Raw genomic sequence first — 18888 nt, forward strand, 5'->3', positions numbered from 1 at the left:
TTACAAGTCCCTAATTGTCTGAATATAACGGGACTGGTGCGACTTGAACGCACGACCTGACGCTTAGGAGGCGTCCGCTCTATCCAACTGAGCTACAACCCCAACTGCGAAGCATACATAATTATAGCAGTACTTTTAGCGAGATTGCCAAGAATTATCCCAAGAGCCGCCGCCTACTTCTAAACCACAAAGAAGACTTTCTGCTTTTAAGATTATTTGAGATTTGCTCCCATTTAGTTCTCGTAACTCTAAATTTAGTTTTCCTTGCATAGTGTCGCGGCAACAGTATCTTAAACCTTCTGCTGTGGGTGCGCGTAGAGGTGTACCAGCTAGATGGGTGGTTCCTGTCAATTCAATTTCGTAATTGGAGTTACTAGCTTTCATTTGCCATCTACCCCAAGGCTGAATTTCCCACTCTACTTGTGAATTCCAGGGAACGAATTCATAAAACTTGCCTTGATAGTGTAAGCCAATCATTGCTACAGATTCCATCCACCACAGCACACCCCGCCGTCCACCGCCAGCAGTTAATGCTAAGTCGGGTTCGCCTTCAAAGCAATTACAATTTATCCAAAACCATTTTTCAGGAAAAGCACCACCCCAATTTTTCTCTCCGTAGGCTGGGGCGTTGGTGAATTCGTAGATTTTGCCATTCCAGTCAATTTTTCCACTGGCTAGACCGTGAGCCATCAAAATTTGCCATCCCGGTTCAAAAATCTGCAAGAATGAAAGCCAGCCGGCGGTTGATTGCTGAATGCTATTTTGATTACCCCAACCGTATACTGGTTGAATTTCATACTGCCAACGGCAATAATTATTGGTGGCGCGTTCGCAAATTATTCCCTGATTTAAGGTAGCTGTGGCTTGATATCCCTCTTGAACATGATGCTCAAACTCTGCTGGGAGCAAGTATAGGGGAGAAATTTGCAAATCAGTCTTACCCCAATGACCTAAACCCAAAACATCGCAGCTACCCCAAAATTTCTTCACATCAGGGAAAGTCCGACATAAATATTCATCATCCGGGCCAAGGATTTGGGCTGCACCGCCACTGTGGGGTTTACCGCCGATGGGATCTTCAATAGAGTACATAAAGGCGAATGTTTGCCCAATTTCCGGTAGCGTAATGCGGTAATACCAGCCTTCAAAGAAGCGGCGATTACTAGCATCCCAGTGATAACCAGAATGGGGTGTTTGGAGAGGATTTACGGGAATAGTTAACATAGATATAGTTGCCGATTTTTTCAGTATGCGCGATGTTTAACGACAAGCCGAAACGTCTATGCTTCGATATAAATGATGCTTATGAAATTCTTGGACTGGAACCCGGTGCATCTCAAGCACAGGTGAAGCGAACTTACCGTCAACTGGTGAAAATTTGGCATCCCGATCGCTTTGTCGATCAAAAGCAAAAACAGGAAGCTGAAGAAAAAATTAAATTAATCAACGCAGCTTACAACAAGCTTAAATCTGAAACTCTATCTGAGCCTCCTATTCCTGAAAATCCATCTTCATCTTCGCCTAAAAATCCCCCAAAAATATCTGTCAATCGTTGGGATGCAGAAACTTTCTATACTTTAGGAGTAGAGAATGCTACTAGAGGAAGATATGAAGATGCGATCGCCGATTTTACCCACGCAATTCGTCTGAATCCTTACTACATTGACGCATATAAATATCGTGGGCTAGTTTGCTCTCAACTAGGATACGAATATAGAGCCGCTTCAGATTTAAATAAAGCTACACAAATAGAACAAGAATTAAAAAATCCTGGGGCGGCGCGGACATTCTGCTCACCTAGATATGTATCAAAACCTAGACCTCTGGTAAAAAGATTTTGTCAATGGATAAAAAGTTTACTGCGGCTAAATCGGCGTTGGAGATAAGAAGCACACCTCCTATGAAAGATCCAGTTTTCCGCCATTTATATTTAGTATTTTCTGTCAAGGTGTAAGTACTACTTATGTGAAATTACCATCAGTAATAAACTATAAATTTATCAGGAATGTGGCAACTTTCCTCAAGTAACCTGGTAATTGCCGCATAGCAATCGCTATCCTTAACAAAAAAATTAACGTAACTTGTTTGAAACTTTATTCAAACAATATCTGTCTATCTAAATAATCAGGATTTCTACTCTGGTGGGTAATTTTAAGTATACACAATACTGTGTTCGTAATAGTACGTGGTCGCTATTCTAAAAGTTCAGTTATAACAAGCCCTACTCAATTAAGTGTTTCTAACCAAGGTGTAAATGATGACTTATTTGCTGCGATCGCCAAAAAACCCTTGCAAAGTTGAAGTTTCGACACAAAAGCTACTGCATATTTCACCCCAATAAGCCTGAATGAATAAATATAGTATGAATGAGGTGTCAACCATGACTCGAATTCGTGACGTTGTACAAAGAGCTCTAGCAACTGGCTATTTGACAGTAGAAGCTGAAGATCAACTACGACAACTGTTGACTACCCGATATGACTTGGAAGATTTTAATGCTTTCATGACTTTGCAGGAAGCTGCCATGACTGGTAAGGTCAAGCAGGAGTCTAGAGAGCGGTGTGGCATCAAGTAGAGACGTAGCCTGCTACATCTCACCGACGGGGGCGTTTACCATCATCTTCCAAATCATCATCATCCTCAAAAAATTCCCAATCATCATCATCCGCTTTGGTAGTCGGCGGCTGATAAGGGGGGACGATTACTCGGTAATCAGCATCATAAACGGATTCAGTTTTTCCCGCGGCCGTATTTTTTGGCTCGCGGTAGCTGTAGGAGTAAACTGAACCAGACTGAGAACTACTTTTGGCTTCTGATTGACGTTCGTAAGTTTTAGAGTCTCTCGGCTGTTGAGCTTGAGGATTAGGGGTAGGTGTTCCCTCTGACTTTTCATCAAAGTTCCAATCATCTCCACTGCCATTTGTCTCCCAATCATCAAATACATCACTGCTAGGCTCTTCTCTTTTACTAGCTGGTGGTGGAGGAGTGACAGGGCGAGATGTAGGTTCTTCTCTCCGGGTTGTCTTTGCACGAGGTGAAGTGGCGGTTACTCTGTTAGGAGTTTGTCTTTGTCCTGTGACAAAATAATTGGATAAGTTAAACAACGTAGCAATCAATATAGATGTAAAGCCACCAGTGGCAGTACTGAACAAAATCCATATCGCTAGTGGTAATGGTTGAGTTCGCACGCCCAAAAATACTAGCGATAGGGCAGGTGAGAAATTTTGAACTAACAACAGCGTTAGTCCTCCCAATACCGCCACCAATAGAATTAAGCGAATTACAGCCATAGCAATTTTGTCAGTTGTCAGTTATCAGTTGTTAGTTGTCAGTGGTCAGTTGTCAGTTATTAGTCTGATTACTCTTCACTAATTACTGTTCACTGACTACTGACACTATCAGCCATCTCTATCATTACCCTTTTAAGGGTATTGTGAAACTGATGATAGATCCACTGAGGCCATTAACGATGACCTTGCCATCGCTGAATGGGGATGCAGTCAATATCTAGTTGATCTAAAGCACGGGCAACTACAAAATCAACTAAATCCTCGATGGTTTGGGGATTGTGATACCAGGCGGGGATAGCGGGGACAACTCTAACTCCAACTTCTGCTAAAGAGGTTAAGTTACGTAGGTGAATGAGGCTAAAAGGCGTTTCACGTGGGACAATGACCAGTTTTCGCCCTTCTTTGAGTTGGACATCCGCCGCCCGTTCTAGTAAATCGGAACTCAAGCCAACCGCTAGCTTTGCCACTGTACTCATACTGCATGGAATGATCATCATTCCCAGAGTGGCAAAGGAACCACTAGCAATCCCGGCTCCGACATCGCTCCAAGGATGACAGCGTAGTTTACCGTCAAGGGCAACTCCAGCTTGCTCTCGCCAGAATTGTTCTTGCCCGGTTGGTTCTGGTGGCATCCGAATTTCCTGTTCTGACTGCCAAACCATGTAAGTTGATTTAGAGGCGACCAATTCAATACTATAATCCGCTTGTAACAGAAATTTGATCGCGCGAACAGCGTAAATCAGACCAGATGCGCCCGATACGCCTAAAATTAGAGGTTTTGTGTTATTTGACACGTAGGTTTTACTTGATTTTACTCATCATCAGAGTAAGGATCTAGGTCATCAGGCTCAATGTCATTTGGTAAGTAGAGGTCTGAAAGCTCCTCATGGGAATCATTGCCGCTTAAACCTTTAGCTACGCCATCGCTGCCGACTGTTACTAAATCAATTTGCTGACGGTAGTAATCGACACTCTTAACTTGGACGGCAACGCGATCGCCTAATCGATAAGAAGCGCGATTTTTGCGCCCAAAAAGTGCTTGTTGTCTGGCGCGATATTCATACCAATCATCTTTGAGAGAACTGACGTGTACCAATCCTTCCACCCGCAAAGGCACACCAGGATTACTGCTGGACTCCACCTCGGCGGCTGGTACTTCAATTTCCACAAAGAAACCGTAGGATTGAACCCCGGTAATTACGCCTTGAAATACCTGACCAATGCGTTGCTTCATCAGTTGGGCTTTTTGCAGTCCAGCTAAATCGGCTTCGGCTTCTTGGACTTCTTTTTCTCGGTCGTTAATTTGGACAATTACCCTAGTCAAATCGCTTTGGAGTTCTTGTTGCAATTCTGGGGGTAAAACGTTCCAGTTAATTTCCTCGTGGCTGGAAGAGTGGCGCAGGTTAACGCGCTCTCTGACACGGGTATTGCGGCGATCGCGTCCGTTTTCGAGTAGCGTGTAATACACTCTCTGCATGAGCAAATCTGGATAACGCCGCAAGGGGGCGCTAAAGTGGACATATTGCGGTAGTGCCAGACCAAAGTGAGATCCTTTGGTGGTGCTGTACGCAGACGGCTTAAGTGTATCTTGTAATAAGTAGGTAAGAACCTGCTCCGAGGGAGATTCTGCAAAAGCTGTGGTCAAATGTTGATAATCTAAGGGTTGGATATCGACTTCGGGATCTAGTGTGAGGTCAACGCCTAAATTGACAGCCAATTTCAGCATTTCCTGAACATCTTCAACATCGGGAGTACCTTGGACTCGCCAGATAGCGGGAACCCCAAGGGCATTTAAGTGAGTTGCGAACAGTTGATTAACTAACAGTACCAACTCCGTGAGTAGCGATCGCACTGGTAAATCATTCACCACCACAGCGCCTAAAATCCCCTCATCATAATAGGCGTTTTGACTAGGCGGCAGATTCAGCTGGAGGCTACCACGAGTCAAGCGTACCTGTTTGACGGCTGTTTGCAAGGCTTGGAGGTCTTGCAATATTTGGACGACCTGTGGAGATTGATTGTGAGCTTCACCTGTGAGAATTGCTTGAGCTTGTTCTGTAGTCAGTGCAGTCTCTACATTGATTACACTGGATTGGATTTCCCACTCCAGCACTTCTCCCGATTGGGGATCAATGGTAATTAAAAAAGAGATGGTTAAGCGATCGCTTCCAGGTATTAAAGAACAGCGTTCTGCCACAGCTGCGGGCAAAATTGGCAGCACCAATTCTCCTAGATACACTGATTTACCCCGTTTGAGCGCTTCTCTATCAAGGGCTTCATCAGGTTGGACATAGTGACAAACATCAGTGATATGAACGCCCAAAAGCCAATTTCCGGCTAAGTTTTTTTCTAAACTAAAAGCGTTTTCGATAACTTTGGTATCGCCGCCATTTACCCCTTCAATGGTGAGAGTAAACAAATTACGCAAATCTAGGCGATTTTTCAGGTCTGCTTTTAGCAGCTTTTTGGGCAACTTAGCGGCGGCTTCCAGGACATTATCAGGAAAAGTCCGGGAAAGGTCGTGTTTGCACGTAACTAAATCTATATCAGCAGCAGCTTCGGCATCGCTACCGAGAACTTGCACCACTCGACCAAGGGGAGGATATTGTGCCAACGGGTAACGCAAAACTTCCACATGAACCAGGTGATCGATCGCTTCTTCTAACTTTGCCTCATTAGGTTGAATCTTCAGTTCAAACAGCAATCGATCGTCTAAAGGCACAGCCCGGAAACCAGTTTCCACCTGCTTAATTCGTGCCAGTAACGTGTGGTTGGAACGTTCGAGAATCAGCTTCACCTCCCCTTCAGGAGAGCGACGGCGACTGCCTTCTTTGAGAACTCTCACCAAAACGCGATCGCCATTCCAAGCATTACTCAGATGACTTTCGCGGATGTAAATATCCTCAGCACCTTCCACATCTTGAATCGCAAAGCAAAAGCCCTTACTAGAACAACGGAGTTTTGCCTCGATTATTCCCTCTTCTGAGACACGGCGATACTTGCCCCGTTCCTTCACTAAAATACCGATTTTTTCCAGAACATCTAAGGCGATGTGAAGTTTTTGTAAACTTTTTTCATCTTCACAGCCAAGTTTCTTTTCTAAAACCTTCCGAGCTACCAATTTATCATCGGTGAAATTGGCAAGGAGTGTAGCGATTGAAAATTCCATGCAGTGAACCGACCTTTGGTCAAAACATCATTTGTTGTTTAATCTGGTTCTTTTCTGTATACCCTCACGGCTTACAGAAACAAGCTGGAAACTAATTGCCCTGAAGCAAGCTTCCTAAGTTCTAAGGAAAGGAAGCCCGACCCAGCAAGAGCGGGAAACTACTCCCGCAGTTCCTTTGCAAAGAAGCCGACCCACGGACAACTCTGGGTGTCTACAAACTTCTGACTGCACGATGCTCTCAGAATTCGCCTGCGTTCAACTCCCTTCACCTAACCAAACTTCAGATTGCACGCCTGATTAAAATTTAGCCCCGCTAGGTAATTACGCGACGGGTTTTTGAGAAGCTGGGTTTAGAGAACTCTCCATGCTGCCCAAAAGCGCTATGCAGGGGAGCCACTGCGGTGAGGCAGCCCCCGTCTTGGCGGTTGCCGTCGATAGCGCAGCGTTAGCGAGTCTTCTCCCTTGGCGTTAGCCTCTCCCTTTGGGAGAAGGGGAGACGCCAAGGGCGAACGAGCGTCTGGAGGACTGCCTTTCCCGAAGGGTCTTAGGGTCACCCCAAGTGGATCAAGTGGCGTGGAAACTACAGATGTTTGATTGTCTAGAGTGAAGGTAATTTTACGCCATTAGACTCTGATTTTTAACTAGGAGGAACTGCCGGTGAACCCAATTTTCCCACATGTAGAATCGGTAACAATTAGGTAAGCAGCTTAATAAGCAGCGAGGGCGAACCTTATCTCCATTATTGTAGATTTAGAGCGCACTTCCAGAAAATAGTTGTAGATATCGAGTTGGGTAATCAGTATAGCATTCCAAGCAAGACTACCCAGATAAGTTAGCACTAGCTAAAAATTTAGTCAAAAAACACCTACTGCTACAATTAGGACATAAGGCAAAGCAAGAATATTACTTTAAAAGGGACTGGGCATTGGGCACTTGTACTGAGCGCAGTCGAAGTATGGGGCATTGGAAAACTCTTACCTAGTCCTTAGTCCCCAGTCCCTAGTCCCCATTTCCCTTTAGATTGGTAGCAGTATTATGTTGGCTCAATTCCAGAGCTTGTATCCCAAAGGTAGTCTGATTTCTGAATTAGTGCAAATTTTTCAAGGAAAATATATTGTCCGGGCAAGCGTGCAAATTGAAGGCGTAACCCGTGCTACGGGTATGGCAGCAGCCGAAACAGTAGAAGCAGCAGAAGACCAAGCCAGAACCAGAGCGCTGATAGTTTTGGGTATTACAAATGCGCCACAAGATTCAGTGGCATTTACCTCAAATCCAATTTCCCCGGCACAGCTAAATCCTTCCTTGAATACCAAAGGTGGATTGAATGAGCCTGCTGCCTATTCCTCTGCAAAAGATGAGGATTTTGTTAGTAGTCAATGGCCAGTGGTCAGCGACAAAGAAATATCTATCCCGCCTTCCAGAGTCCGCAATATCAAACCAGAAGTAGTAACAAGTAACGAACAGTACGGCTACAGCAACACTGCGCCCCTCCTAAGCGATACCTATAGCCAGGATTTAGGTCAAAACTTCCCTGTGAGTACCAACCAAGAACTAGAATTTGATCCTCCAGTTGAAAGCTTGGAAATAACCTTTGATAACCAGATAGAAAATCAAACCTTTCCCGCAATTTCTGCCAATAATGTCACACCATTTACACCCCGAAGTTACAGCCCTCAAGAGGATGTCGCCACCCCGACTGTGACAGGAAAGAGAAAGAAGAAAGCTGAACCCGTTGATTTATCTGATGTCATTGCGAAAACAGATGTCGAACTCCAGCGTTTAAACTGGACACCAGAACAGGGACGGGAGCATCTGATTAAAACCTACGGTAAACGCGGGCGTACTTTGCTCACTGAAGAAGAATTACACGGATTCCTCAAATACTTACAATCGCAGCCTGACCCAATAGCGGGATTTTGATTAGTCATTAGTCATTGGTCATTTCTAAGGACTAATGACAAAAGATGTAGGCTGTTGAAACAGTAACGAAGCTATGGAACCTGTGAATTTTTCTGAAGTAATTGCTCAAACCGATGTCGAAATGCAGCGTTTAGGGTTGACAAAAGAACAGGGACGGGATCATCTGATTAAAACTTATGGGAAGCGATCGCGTTTTTTGCTGACAGAAGTAGAATTATTAGACTTCCTCCAATACCTTGTATCTCAACCGACACCAACATTACACGAAATTCTGATTGCCAAAATTAATGTTGAAATCGAACGGTTATGGTGGACACAAGAGGAGGGACGGGAACATCTCAAAAAAACTTATGGGAAGCGATCGCGTTTTTTGCTGACAGAAGTAGAATTACTAGACTTCCTCCAATACCTTGTATCTCTACCGACAATAGAATCCCCCGCGGATTTTGACGCGGAATATGAAGAGTTCCAAGATTTCTCTACATACTCAGAAGAATCAGACAAGGTAATTACTAGAATATCTTCTGAGGATTTATCTCGGATCTTGGCTAAGACCGATGTCCAAATGCAGCGTTTAGGCTGGACAACAGAACAGGGACGGGATCATCTGATTAAAACTTATGGGAAGCGATCGCGTACCTTACTGACAGAAGTAGAATTATTAGACTTCCTCCAATATCTCCAATCTCAACCAGACCAACCTTGATGGATGAATAAGTTCGTAGTAAGGACTTTAGTCCTTGATTTGAGCGCTAAAGCGCTCACTAAGAACCAAGCAAACTTGACTTGACAGAGTACTAGCGGGATTTTAGTTAGTCATTTTTGCAAATCGGTATTACAGCAGTTTTCGTGTATTTGAACCACATCTGTCGTAGGGGCACAGCATTGCTGTGCCCCTACCGCGTGGTCTATTTACCTGAAAATAGCTGTAAGTACTTGAGCAGACCACCTATTCCCAAAATAACCCCTCTTTACTTATAAAGAGGGGTTATTTTTAGGGCTTAAAGGAATTTAAAGTGGTAAATCACCATTTACCAATCATGACTATTAATTAACAACCGCAACTGCTGGACGGCTACCGGCGGCGTGACGGTCAATCACTTGGTCAATCAAACCATATTCCCTGGCTTCCTCTGGCGACATGAAAAAGTCACGTTCAGTATCTTCAGCAATCCGCTCAATTGGTTGACCAGTATGGTCAGCTAAATAGTCATTTAGCCGCCGCTTGTGGTACAGAATTTCCCGCGCCTGAATTTCAATATCAGTCGCCTGTCCTTGAGCGCCGCCTAGAGGTTGATGAATCATAATCCGAGAATGGGGTAGACTCATCCGCTTACCCTTAGCACCAGCACTGAGGAGGAAAGCACCCATACTCGCCGCCAATCCGGTACAAATTGTACAGACATCAGGGCGAATATGTTTCATAGTGTCAAAAATGCCCATACCAGCCGTCACCGAACCACCGGGAGAATTGATGTACATATATACGTCTTTCTCCGGGTCTTCAGCATCCAAATACAGCAGTTGGGCAACAATCAAGTTAGCAATGTTGTTATCAACTTGTTGTCCCAAAAAGATGATGCGCTCACGTAACAGCCGTGAGTAGATGTCAAAGGCGCGTTCACCTCGACCCGATTGTTCAATAACGATAGGAATCATGGAAGCGTGTTTGTGGCTACTTTAAATACATTTTATCGGTGACAGCACGAAACTGGGGTTGATCTCTACTCTTCCCAGGTAGATGGAAGTAAATCTTTGCCAATTCTGTCTTATCCAACAAGGGAGCAAAATGTGCTTTTGCAATAGATTCAACCTCTAAGGGCACTTTTTAGCGGCAAAAGCTGTCTCAGAAAATTAGGGAAGAACAAATCAAAAAACTCCAACTATCGCCAATCTGATGTTTTGGCCTTTGCTGCATAACCTTGGCGAAGTGGTAATTAGACCAATAACTGAAATCCGACTTGCTTAGGGAATTATGTTAATTTTCAGTAACATTTTAAATATTTTTTAGGATTTCCCTCAGCAATTATCAAGTTATTTTTGTTAAATTCGGTAAGTCGATAGTACGAGGTGTATTTAGAATAACCAGTCCTAATTGAAATGCTATCCACCAGAGAGAGACGTGCCATGCTGGAAAAACTTATACAAGCCGCCATCATCACCTTCTTGCTGCACCTGATAGCAGGACTTAGCCCAAATACTATAATTCAGACAAAGACAGCATCACCTATGCAAGAAACACCACCAAGCATTGTCAGCTTGCTGTTGCGATCTTTTCAATAAGAATGTTTCATAAGTTGCACAGGTGTAAGTAAGTCGGCGCAAATAAACTCAACTATAGCGTTTCTTTGTTGAGTCCAATACAGACCTAACCCCTAACCCCTTCCCTACTAGCGTTGGGAAGTAAGATTCCTGGGAACAGGGTAGACTGAGCAAAGAAGGCAACTTAATTGCGTTTGATTATGACTAATCGCCTTGCTGAAGCTAAGAGCCTCTATCTCCGTAAACACGCCGAAAACCCCATTGATTGGTGGCCTTGGTGTGACGAAGCACTTGCAACTGCAAGGGCGCAAAATAAACCGATTTTTCTCTCCATTGGCTACTCTAGTTGCCACTGGTGTACTGTCATGGAAGGCGAGGCTTTTTCTGATATTGCGATCGCTGATTACATGAATACCAATTATCTTGCCATCAAAGTAGACAGGGAAGAAAGACCTGACCTCGATAGCATCTATATGCAAGCTTTGCAGATGATGAGCGGTCAAGGGGGTTGGCCTTTAAATATTTTTCTTTCACCAGAAGATTTAGTGCCGTTTTACGCTGGTACTTATTTCCCTGTAGACCCGCGCTATGGTCGTCCGGGATTTTTGCAGGTGTTGCAATCCCTTCGCCGTTATTACGATACAGAAAAACAGGATTTACAGCAACGCAAAGCCCTAATTATTGAGTCTCTGCTGACATCTGCGGTATTGCAAGATGGTACAACAACTGAGCTTGAAGACCATGAATTACTCCGTCAAGGTTGGGAAACTAGTACAGGTATAATTACTCCTAATCAATCTGGTAACAGTTTTCCGATGATTCCCTACACAGAATTAGCACTGCGGGGAACTCGATTTAATTTTGAATCTCGCTATGATGGCAAGCAAGTTTGTACCCAGCGAGGATTAGACTTAGCACTGGGAGGGATTTATGACCATATAGCCGGTGGTTTTCATCGCTATACTGTTGACCCGACTTGGACAGTACCGCATTTTGAAAAGATGCTCTACGACAATGGACAAATTGTGGAGTATCTAGCTTCTCTGTGGAGTGCGGGAGTACAAGAACCAGCATTTGAGAGGGCGGTTGCTGGTACTGTCCAGTGGCTGAAGCGGGAAATGACCGCGCCTGAAGGTTACTTCTATGCTTCTCAAGATGCCGATAGCTTCACCCAAGCCACGGCGGTAGAACCAGAAGAAGGAACTTTTTACGTTTGGAGTTACAGCGAATTACAAGAACTATTAACACCTGAAGAATTAACGGAATTACAACAACAATTTACTGTTACCCCTAACGGCAACTTTGAAGGAAGTAACGTTTTACAAAGAAGGAATTCAGGTCAACTGAGTGTAACCCTGGAAACGATACTGAGTAAGCTGTTTACCGCTCGTTATGGCGTTAGTTCGGAGTCACTAGAAACTTTTCCCCCGGCTCGTAACAACGAGGAGGCAAAAACCATTAACTGGCCAGGTCGGATTCCTTCGGTAACAGATACGAAAATGATTGTCGCCTGGAATAGCTTGATGATTTCTGGGCTGGCTAGGGCTGCTGGGGTTTTCCAACAACCGTTATATCTGGAATTAGCAGCACAAGCGGCAAATTTTATTTGGGAAAATCAGTTTGTCGATGGGCGTTTCCAGAGACTCAACTATCAAGGAGAACCGACGGTTTTAGCGCAGTCTGAAGATTACGCTTTCTTTATTAAAGCTCTGCTAGATTTACAAGCTTCCAACCCTGACCAGGAGCAATGGTTAGAAAATGCGATCGCTATCCAAGATGAATTCAACGAATTTCTTTGGAGTGTAGAGTTAGGGGGTTATGATAACACATCGAGTGGCTCTAGTCAAGATTTAATTGTCAGAGAGCGTAGTTATGCTGATAATGCTACACCCTCAGCTAATGGAATTGCGATCGCTAATCTTGTCCGTCTGGTCCTACTCACCGATAATCTAGATTATTTGGATTTAGCGGAACTTGGTTTGAAAGCTTTTAAGAGTGTAATGCATCGCGCTCCCCAAGCTTGTCCCAGCTTGTTTACAGCTTTGGATTGGTATCGTAATTCTACTTTGATTCGCAGCACAACCGAGCAAATCAATACTTTGATCCCCAAGCATTTGCCGGCGGCTGTGTTTGCCATCACATCTGATTTACCAGAGGGAAGCGTTGGGTTAGTTTGCCAAGGTTTGAAGTGTCTGGCGCCAGCAGAAAGTGTAGAGCATTTATTGCAGCAAATCCAGAAAAGTCAGGTTAGGGCGTGAAATAAGCTAAAACACATCTAATTTGCATATTATATTCTACTTTCAGCGTCAGCGGTTCATTTAGTTTGACTCGTTTTTTACCCTCTGTTTTTTTGACGAATGACTATTAACTCATGTAGCGAATTAACTGCAATTGTATTAGCCGGCGGTAAGAGTTCTCGGATGGGTCAGGATAAAGCCTTGATTCCCATTCAAGGAGTGCCGTTGTTGCAGCGAGTTTGTAGCATTGCTCAAAGCTGTGCTGATGTTGTTTATGTCGTCTCTCCCTGGCCGGAACGCTATCAAGATTTGCTTTTGCCTGGTTGTGAGTTTATCCAAGAAGTACCTTTATCTGGAGAATCCCTCGCCCACGGTCCTCTCGTTGGATTTGCTCAAGGACTAGCCGAAGTACAGACAGAATGGCTGCTGTTGCTAGCTTGTGATTTGCCGAGGTTGCGGGTTGAGGTGTTGCAAGATTGGGTAACTAGACTTGATACTGTGGGAGATGATGCGATCGCAACTTTAGCCGATCATCCTAAAGGCTGGGAACCTCTGTGTGGTTTCTATCGCCGTCGCTGTTTGCCACAACTCTTAGAGTTTATCAACCAAGGGGGGCGATCGTTTCAGCAGTGGCTTCGGCAATATCCTGTAGAAGTTTTGCCTTTACCAGAACCAGGAATGCTGTTTAACTGTAATACACCAGAGGACTTGGCTTTAAGTTAATCTTTATATCTGATGGTATTAGGAAATAAATATAGCGTTTCTCAATCTAGTAAGGTACATCTTAAGCCCCCTCTTCGCTTGCGGGGAGGGGGTTGGGGGGTGGGGTTCTTGTACCTCACTCAACCGAGAACCGCTATATACTAGATTATGCTTTGTAAAATTTCGGCAGTTTTATAGTTGGTGTCACCAAGTGCCAAGTTCATATAAATTTATATTCAATTTTATTAGCAAAAATTATGCAATGTATTATTTGTAAAGAAAATAAGTCTGCTACTAATTTTAGTAAAGAACATATATTTCCTGATAGTATAGGAGGAAATATTACTTTAGATTGTGTTTGTAAAATATGTAATGATATCCTTGGTTCCTCAATAGATTCAAAGCTTACTAACCATGAGTTTGTACAATTAATTCGTCTGGCATTAAAAATTCCTGGAAAATCAGGAAAAATTCCTAATCCGCTTTACGAATCTTATATCGCTGGTACTCAAGAAAAAATTAGATATATACTTGATAATTTTGGTAATCCTAAAGAACTACAACAGGTTTCTTCAAAAGTTGATATTGAATTTGAAGATGATGGTGCATTAAATATTCATATAGAAGCTTGTACAAAGCCAGGTGATGAAGCAGACAGAAGGAAACTAATAGATATTACCAACAAAAAATTAAAAAGAAAGGGTTTAACTTTATTATCTGAAGAACAAGAAAAAAAAATTTTAAATGCTCAACCTATTAGTAGTGAACGACCTCTTATACATAAACAATTGAAAATAGATACAATTTTTTATAAACGTGCAATTATAAAAATTGCATATGAATTAGCTTATTATTGGCTGGGTTCAGATTATCTTAATGATAATATGGGAGAATTATTACGATTAATCATTTATCAAGATTTTCAAAAAGAGCGTTGGCATAATAAATCAATCGATTTTAATATTGATTTATATGGAGAAAAATCTTGGTTTCCCTATTTATATGATGATCATTATAAAAACAATATTCATGTTGGCAGTTTATTAAAAGTTAATAACTATTTGAGATGTTATATAAAAATTTTCGATATTTTTCAAGGTGTAATTACAATTAGTAATGATGCCTCATTATATCCTAACTTCGTGAATAAATTGATAGCTATTAATTCACAAAAACAAACATCAGAACAATTTGATCTGGAATATAAGTTTTGAGTTTTGAGTTTGGATTTATATATATTGGGACTTTACTTATTTATGTTATTTCAAAGTATTTTATTCCTCTTCTAAGAGGATGTTTGAAAAGTTTTTTTGTATACGCCTAACCCTTGGAGATCCCCCTAAATCCACGCCACGTGCTTCAAGTCGGGGAACCGCAAGGGCGCAGTGGCTCCCCGATAAATTGGGGGACTTTGACTCCGGTTCCCCCCTTTTTAAGGCAGGGCTGATTCATTCCCTAAAAGACCTTAATTTACAAGCGTATCAGTCAAAAAAATCAGGTTTTTAAACACTCTAATTGGGTCAAAAACCAGGCGATCGCACTTAAATTTACCGATTGAAACAGTAATTTTTCGATTACCAACTCACTAAATTTTCTGGTTGATACTCTTGACAAAATTCTGATCTGAACGAATGAAACAGCCCTGCTTTTTAAGGGGGGTTAGGGGGGATCACTAAGTGCCTAAAATCACAGCTAACCACTTTTCAAACAACCTCTAAGAAACCAGATTTACTGCGGGTTGAGAAATAAACTCAAAACCAAAAGCCTGAGCTTTTTAGTGGGCGCTAGCGATCCGATGGTTAGTGTTAAAGATGCCCGTGCTTGTGCTGGACGCTTTCTGGATGGTGACTGTTATATTGTTCCTGGTATGGGACATGGCACCTACAAATGGAGGCCATTATTCGTAGAGTATGTGCGCTATTTCCTTGCAACACAATTGGGTGATTGGCGAAATCAGTCATGAGGCATTGGCTGAGGTAGAAGCATTTTCAATTGCCTATTCAACGTTTTAGCCGTAACGTGGAACTGCTAACTATATTTATTAAGAATCGGAGGAGTGATTATGGGGCAGACACCGGAACTAGGACAGATTATCATCCTGAATGGTGTCCCGCGATCGGGGAAATCAAGCATTGTCGCAGTGATCCAAGAGACATTTGATGGACTGTGGATGAACTTGGGTGTCGATAGGTTTATGCAAATGACTCCCGCACGATACCTGCCTGGGATCGGTCTACGACCAGGGGGAGAACGCCAGGATATTGAACCCCTGGTTCCCATTCTGTACAGCGCCATGTATGAGTCTATTGCCGCCCACAGCCGCTTGGGTCTGAATGTGGTGGTTGATGTCGGACACCATGATGCCTACGTAATGGAGCGGGGCATTCTAGCTGATAGTGCCCGACGTTTGAACGGATTGCCGGTTTTGTTCGTAGGCGTTTACTGCCCCATCGAGATTATTATGGAACGACGACAAAACACGGGGTGGAACGTGGGAAGTACAGCCGACTCCCCGATGCCACATCCGGTTCAGTTATGGCAAAGTGAAGTCCACATCCCTGGTATCTATGACCTTGAAGTTGATACCTCGTTGTTAAGCCCCGGTGCTTGTGCTGAGGTGATACGCCAACACCTTGCAGATAGTGCAGCACCGTCGGCATTCCAACGACTTGCTGCACATGATCCTTAAGCTGTAGTCATAACTGTGTGTGATTGTAATAAGTTGAAAGGGAAATTCAATCGCTTTTCACTACTTCTGCAAGAAGTCTACTTAACTCGACAGAATTTGCGATCGCTATCACTTTCAGGATATTGCCAAGAATAGGCAAAATGGCTAACTCCCTTCAGTTGGGGGGCAAATTGTCGGAGTGCCTGCATTTGCACTTCTAGGGATGGACGATTACTGACGGATTCTCCCCATTTACCTGCTAAAGCCGGGATTATCTGTGTACCCGGTTTTGCCATACTCAAAACCCGTTGCACTTGCGCCACAATACAACTGACATCACCGCAAGTGCCATAAGCCATAGGATGCCACTCTAATGTGCTGGGGAACCGATCCCAAGGTTGTAAACGGGAATCATACCCTTGTCCGACAGTTTGGTTGCCATCAGGGAAAAACACCACTCCTGTAGCAATACCTAGCTGCTTTGCTGGGTAACTAGCTATGGTGACAAAATCTAGAATTCCTTGCATGGCGTGGGCAACGGCAAGCTGCCACAGCTCCCATTGTAAAAGCGGCTGTCTATCAGTTGCAGGCAGGATTGATTTTTCTGCTGGTGGAAGAGGCCGTCCTTGCCAGAGGGGTTCTCCTTCTTGAGGATAAAGTTGATCAACTTCCGCTATATCTCCACTAGTGACAAATCCCTTGGTCAAAAAGCGCCGAATTAAGTCCAGCCCTTTGTAATTCTGTGCCCGTTTAAATAAAGCTTCTTGGGTTGCGGGACTAAATAGCCATAAATCTGAAACTTTGGTGGCGATGGAATCACTTCCAGCTTGTCGGGGATAACGCACGTAGTCCAATAACAAACCATCTGGGCGACGGCGTAAAATTTCTTGTACTAATTGGTAGTAGTCGCGTTTTGCTTGCAGATTATAAGGGTCGATAAATACTTGAGAGCCGTTATCTACCACATATAAACTCGTTTGACCTTTGCCATTACGAGCGATCGCATCTTTTCTGTCTGGACGCTGGGCATAAGTATATCCGAAATTTGCGGTAAACATCCAGGCGTAGACCTTCAAACCACGTTGCCGACCTTTTTTAATTGCTGTGGCGAGTATATCGGTGTTTTCTGCCCCTGGAGTGCGAATCACAGCCGGCCAAACCGTCGGGTTAGCTCTTGCTGGCAATAATACCTGCCCGTCGTAAAATACTTCTAAATAAACTTGGTTATAGCCTCGGTTAACAATCCGATCCATAATCTGATCAATTGTTCCCGGCTTAATGTCACAGGGATACAAGCGCAACCAAATGGCTTGGATTTGTGGCCAAGTCCGAGTGCGGCATTCTTGTAATTCCTCTGCCTGTTTTTGTACTATGTTTTGGTAGAGCGTTTGAGCATCTTGATCGCCTTTGAGGGCTGACAAACGTAAGTTTTCTTTTTCTTGCACCGTCGCTGATGATAACTGACAATACTCAGTTACTTGCGCCCTTGCTGGTTCGCTGCCAAAGTTGGGGAGCAACGAACTACTAGTGAAAACAACAGCCAATAGGCGTTGCCAAAATAATGTTGATCTTGCAAAGTTCAAGGGACGATTAGACATACCTACCAGTAGATGAACAAATTCAAAAGAGTTTTAGTCTGAGTTTAAATCTCCGTCTGTAGCTTGGTTTCCCCAGATTAACTGGGCAAAGACGGAGTGGCTCCGACTCTGAGCTACGTGTTAACGTTCGTTCGATATTAAACCCTCTAATTTGCGATCGTCATCGATTCCAACTTAGATAATTTTGGAAAAAGTGTATCAGCTTATACTTTTAGCTAGCAAGGGTTTTAAAACCTATTTTTTCAAGACTCTTAAAGACCTATTTCTGTTGCCGTATTCTTTTACAAACACATAAACATATAAATGGCAGTTTGACATCCTGACTTTTAGTTTGGAGAGTATCAATCAGTTTAGTTGAAAATTTAAAACTCAGGTTTCAATAAAGTTAACAAAATAGTCAAGAGTCATAATTTTTGACTCCTGACTATTGATGATGGAGCAGGCAATAGTTAATAGTTAACCGCCACGCTTCAGCGCCGTCTCTACCTGCTGCAACTCCTTCTCTAGACGATTTTTGAGTTTTTCGGGTACGGGACGATTTGGGTAAGAACTGTAATGTCCAGCCAGAGAGTTGAGGGCTGTTCGTATGGTTGTAAAGGAGCCAAGACCAGAAACAGAGTTAACTCGCTGGTAGCGAGCTGAAAAGTCATTAATTTTTTGACGCGCTTCTGCTTGAACTGCTGCTTTATCTGGTGAATCTTGTGATATATCCAGAGCTTGTCTCATAATATTGACCACAGCTAAGGTATCTTGACGATAATCCCCACTCAAACTATCTGGACTGCCAGAACAACCCATTAAGCCGAGAGATACAACCAAAACCAGCGCAAGCAAACGCGACCAATAGCGCTTCATATGCATTAAGTAAAAGAATACGTAAATCAACGTCCATCCTATCTTGGATTGGTAACTTGGGGATCAATTGAGTGGTGAACTACCTACACCGACTGAGTACAGGTCGGTGTAGGCTTCTGGTACATTCTTAATGTTGCCAGAACTTCCTTCGAGGTACTATTAGTAGTAGAGTCACCCACTACCGGAT

General features: G+C 43.4%; 17 protein-coding genes and 1 tRNA gene. 10 read left to right on the top strand and 8 right to left on the bottom strand.

Features of this window, described 5'->3' with window-relative positions:
• Nucleotides 1–28 precede the first annotated feature (28 nt).
• Nucleotides 29–102 (bottom strand) — tRNA-Arg (locus tag V7K97_RS07905).
• A gap of 33 nt (nt 103–135) precedes the next feature.
• On the bottom strand, nt 136–1224 hold the full coding sequence (locus V7K97_RS07910) for a tocopherol cyclase family protein (protein WP_334800294.1): 1089 nt from the start codon (nt 1222–1224) through the stop codon (nt 136–138).
• A gap of 32 nt (nt 1225–1256) precedes the next feature.
• Between V7K97_RS07910 and V7K97_RS07915 the strand changes: the two genes are divergently transcribed.
• Nucleotides 1257–1886: a J domain-containing protein gene (locus V7K97_RS07915; protein ID WP_334800296.1), complete on the top strand. Its 630-nt coding sequence runs from the start codon at nt 1257–1259 to the stop codon at nt 1884–1886.
• 494 nt (nt 1887–2380) lie between these two features.
• Nucleotides 2381–2575: a hypothetical protein gene (locus V7K97_RS07920; RefSeq protein WP_334800298.1), complete on the top strand. Its 195-nt coding sequence runs from the start codon at nt 2381–2383 to the stop codon at nt 2573–2575.
• A gap of 19 nt (nt 2576–2594) precedes the next feature.
• Here the strand turns inward: V7K97_RS07920 and V7K97_RS07925 are convergent, their stop codons facing one another.
• From V7K97_RS07925 to V7K97_RS07935, 3 genes are all read right to left on the bottom strand, one after another.
• On the bottom strand, nt 2595–3290 hold the full coding sequence (locus V7K97_RS07925) for a LapA family protein (protein ID WP_334800299.1): 696 nt from the start codon (nt 3288–3290) through the stop codon (nt 2595–2597).
• 173 nt (nt 3291–3463) lie between these two features.
• Complete coding sequence (locus tag V7K97_RS07930) at nt 3464–4084, bottom strand: flavin prenyltransferase UbiX (protein ID WP_334800301.1); 621 nt, start codon at nt 4082–4084, stop codon at nt 3464–3466.
• 17 nt (nt 4085–4101) lie between these two features.
• Entirely contained in the window at nt 4102–6459 is a 2358-nt protein-coding gene (locus V7K97_RS07935) for a ribonuclease R family protein (protein ID WP_334800303.1), read from the bottom strand.
• 1035 nt (nt 6460–7494) lie between these two features.
• Between V7K97_RS07935 and V7K97_RS07940 the strand changes: the two genes are divergently transcribed.
• Nucleotides 7495–8379 (top strand): hypothetical protein, encoded by an 885-nt coding sequence (locus V7K97_RS07940; protein WP_334800304.1) that lies wholly within the window; start codon nt 7495–7497, stop codon nt 8377–8379.
• A 73-nt stretch (nt 8380–8452) separates the two neighbouring features.
• Nucleotides 8453–9085, top strand: coding sequence for a hypothetical protein (locus tag V7K97_RS31965; RefSeq protein WP_442936863.1), 633 nt, complete (start codon nt 8453–8455; stop codon nt 9083–9085).
• Nucleotides 9086–9426: 341 nt separating this feature from the next.
• On the opposite strand, the gene clpP is transcribed toward V7K97_RS31965, so the two are convergent.
• The gene (gene clpP / locus V7K97_RS07950) at nt 9427–10038 is read right to left on the bottom strand and encodes an ATP-dependent Clp endopeptidase proteolytic subunit ClpP (RefSeq protein ID WP_334800305.1); all 612 of its coding nucleotides are present in this window, start codon (nt 10036–10038) and stop codon (nt 9427–9429) included.
• 441 nt (nt 10039–10479) lie between these two features.
• Between clpP and V7K97_RS07955 the strand changes: the two genes are divergently transcribed.
• The 6 genes from V7K97_RS07955 (at nt 10480) to V7K97_RS07980 (ending at nt 16269) form a co-directional block, all read left to right on the top strand.
• Nucleotides 10480–10662, top strand: coding sequence for a hypothetical protein (locus V7K97_RS07955; RefSeq protein WP_334800315.1), 183 nt, complete (start codon nt 10480–10482; stop codon nt 10660–10662).
• Nucleotides 10663–10841: 179 nt separating this feature from the next.
• Nucleotides 10842–12899: a thioredoxin domain-containing protein gene (locus V7K97_RS07960; protein WP_334800306.1), complete on the top strand. Its 2058-nt coding sequence runs from the start codon at nt 10842–10844 to the stop codon at nt 12897–12899.
• A 99-nt stretch (nt 12900–12998) separates the two neighbouring features.
• Nucleotides 12999–13601, top strand: coding sequence for a molybdenum cofactor guanylyltransferase (locus V7K97_RS07965; RefSeq protein ID WP_334800307.1), 603 nt, complete (start codon nt 12999–13001; stop codon nt 13599–13601).
• A 236-nt stretch (nt 13602–13837) separates the two neighbouring features.
• Nucleotides 13838–14794: an HNH endonuclease gene (locus V7K97_RS07970; RefSeq protein WP_334800309.1), complete on the top strand. Its 957-nt coding sequence runs from the start codon at nt 13838–13840 to the stop codon at nt 14792–14794.
• 524 nt (nt 14795–15318) lie between these two features.
• Nucleotides 15319–15543 (top strand): hypothetical protein, encoded by a 225-nt coding sequence (locus V7K97_RS07975; RefSeq protein ID WP_334800310.1) that lies wholly within the window; start codon nt 15319–15321, stop codon nt 15541–15543.
• A 99-nt stretch (nt 15544–15642) separates the two neighbouring features.
• Nucleotides 15643–16269, top strand: coding sequence for a chloramphenicol phosphotransferase CPT family protein (locus tag V7K97_RS07980; protein WP_334800311.1), 627 nt, complete (start codon nt 15643–15645; stop codon nt 16267–16269).
• Nucleotides 16270–16346: 77 nt separating this feature from the next.
• On the opposite strand, the gene V7K97_RS07985 is transcribed toward V7K97_RS07980, so the two are convergent.
• A complete protein-coding gene (locus V7K97_RS07985; protein ID WP_334800312.1) occupies nt 16347–17846 on the bottom strand; it encodes a family 10 glycosylhydrolase in 1500 nt (499 codons plus the stop codon).
• 456 nt (nt 17847–18302) lie between these two features.
• The gene (psb27, locus tag V7K97_RS07990) at nt 18303–18707 is read right to left on the bottom strand and encodes a photosystem II protein Psb27 (RefSeq protein ID WP_334800314.1); all 405 of its coding nucleotides are present in this window, start codon (nt 18705–18707) and stop codon (nt 18303–18305) included.
• Nucleotides 18708–18888: the final 181 nt, after the last annotated feature.

The sequence above is a fragment of the Nostoc sp. genome (genome assembly GCF_036917815.1).
GTDB lineage: Bacteria > Cyanobacteriota > Cyanobacteriia > Cyanobacteriales > Nostocaceae > Nostoc.

What these genes read in the sequence shown, in the direction of transcription:
- V7K97_RS07910 (WP_334800294.1), bottom strand. Translation starts at nt 1,224, where the DNA reads ATGTTAACTATTCCCGTAAATCCTCTCCAAACACCCCATTCTGGTTAT.
- V7K97_RS07915 (WP_334800296.1), top strand. Translation starts at nt 1,257, where the DNA reads ATGTTTAACGACAAGCCGAAACGTCTATGCTTCGATATAAATGATGCT.
- V7K97_RS07920 (WP_334800298.1), top strand. Translation starts at nt 2,381, where the DNA reads ATGACTCGAATTCGTGACGTTGTACAAAGAGCTCTAGCAACTGGCTAT.
- V7K97_RS07925 (WP_334800299.1), bottom strand. Translation starts at nt 3,290, where the DNA reads ATGGCTGTAATTCGCTTAATTCTATTGGTGGCGGTATTGGGAGGACTA.
- V7K97_RS07935 (WP_334800303.1), bottom strand. Translation starts at nt 6,459, where the DNA reads ATGGAATTTTCAATCGCTACACTCCTTGCCAATTTCACCGATGATAAA.
- V7K97_RS07940 (WP_334800304.1), top strand. Translation starts at nt 7,495, where the DNA reads ATGTTGGCTCAATTCCAGAGCTTGTATCCCAAAGGTAGTCTGATTTCT.
- V7K97_RS31965 (WP_442936863.1), top strand. Translation starts at nt 8,453, where the DNA reads ATGGAACCTGTGAATTTTTCTGAAGTAATTGCTCAAACCGATGTCGAA.
- clpP (WP_334800305.1), bottom strand. Translation starts at nt 10,038, where the DNA reads ATGATTCCTATCGTTATTGAACAATCGGGTCGAGGTGAACGCGCCTTT.
- V7K97_RS07955 (WP_334800315.1), top strand. Translation starts at nt 10,480, where the DNA reads ATGCTATCCACCAGAGAGAGACGTGCCATGCTGGAAAAACTTATACAA.
- V7K97_RS07960 (WP_334800306.1), top strand. Translation starts at nt 10,842, where the DNA reads ATGACTAATCGCCTTGCTGAAGCTAAGAGCCTCTATCTCCGTAAACAC.
- V7K97_RS07965 (WP_334800307.1), top strand. Translation starts at nt 12,999, where the DNA reads ATGACTATTAACTCATGTAGCGAATTAACTGCAATTGTATTAGCCGGC.
- V7K97_RS07970 (WP_334800309.1), top strand. Translation starts at nt 13,838, where the DNA reads ATGCAATGTATTATTTGTAAAGAAAATAAGTCTGCTACTAATTTTAGT.
- V7K97_RS07980 (WP_334800311.1), top strand. Translation starts at nt 15,643, where the DNA reads ATGGGGCAGACACCGGAACTAGGACAGATTATCATCCTGAATGGTGTC.
- V7K97_RS07985 (WP_334800312.1), bottom strand. Translation starts at nt 17,846, where the DNA reads ATGTCTAATCGTCCCTTGAACTTTGCAAGATCAACATTATTTTGGCAA.
- psb27 (WP_334800314.1), bottom strand. Translation starts at nt 18,707, where the DNA reads ATGCATATGAAGCGCTATTGGTCGCGTTTGCTTGCGCTGGTTTTGGTT.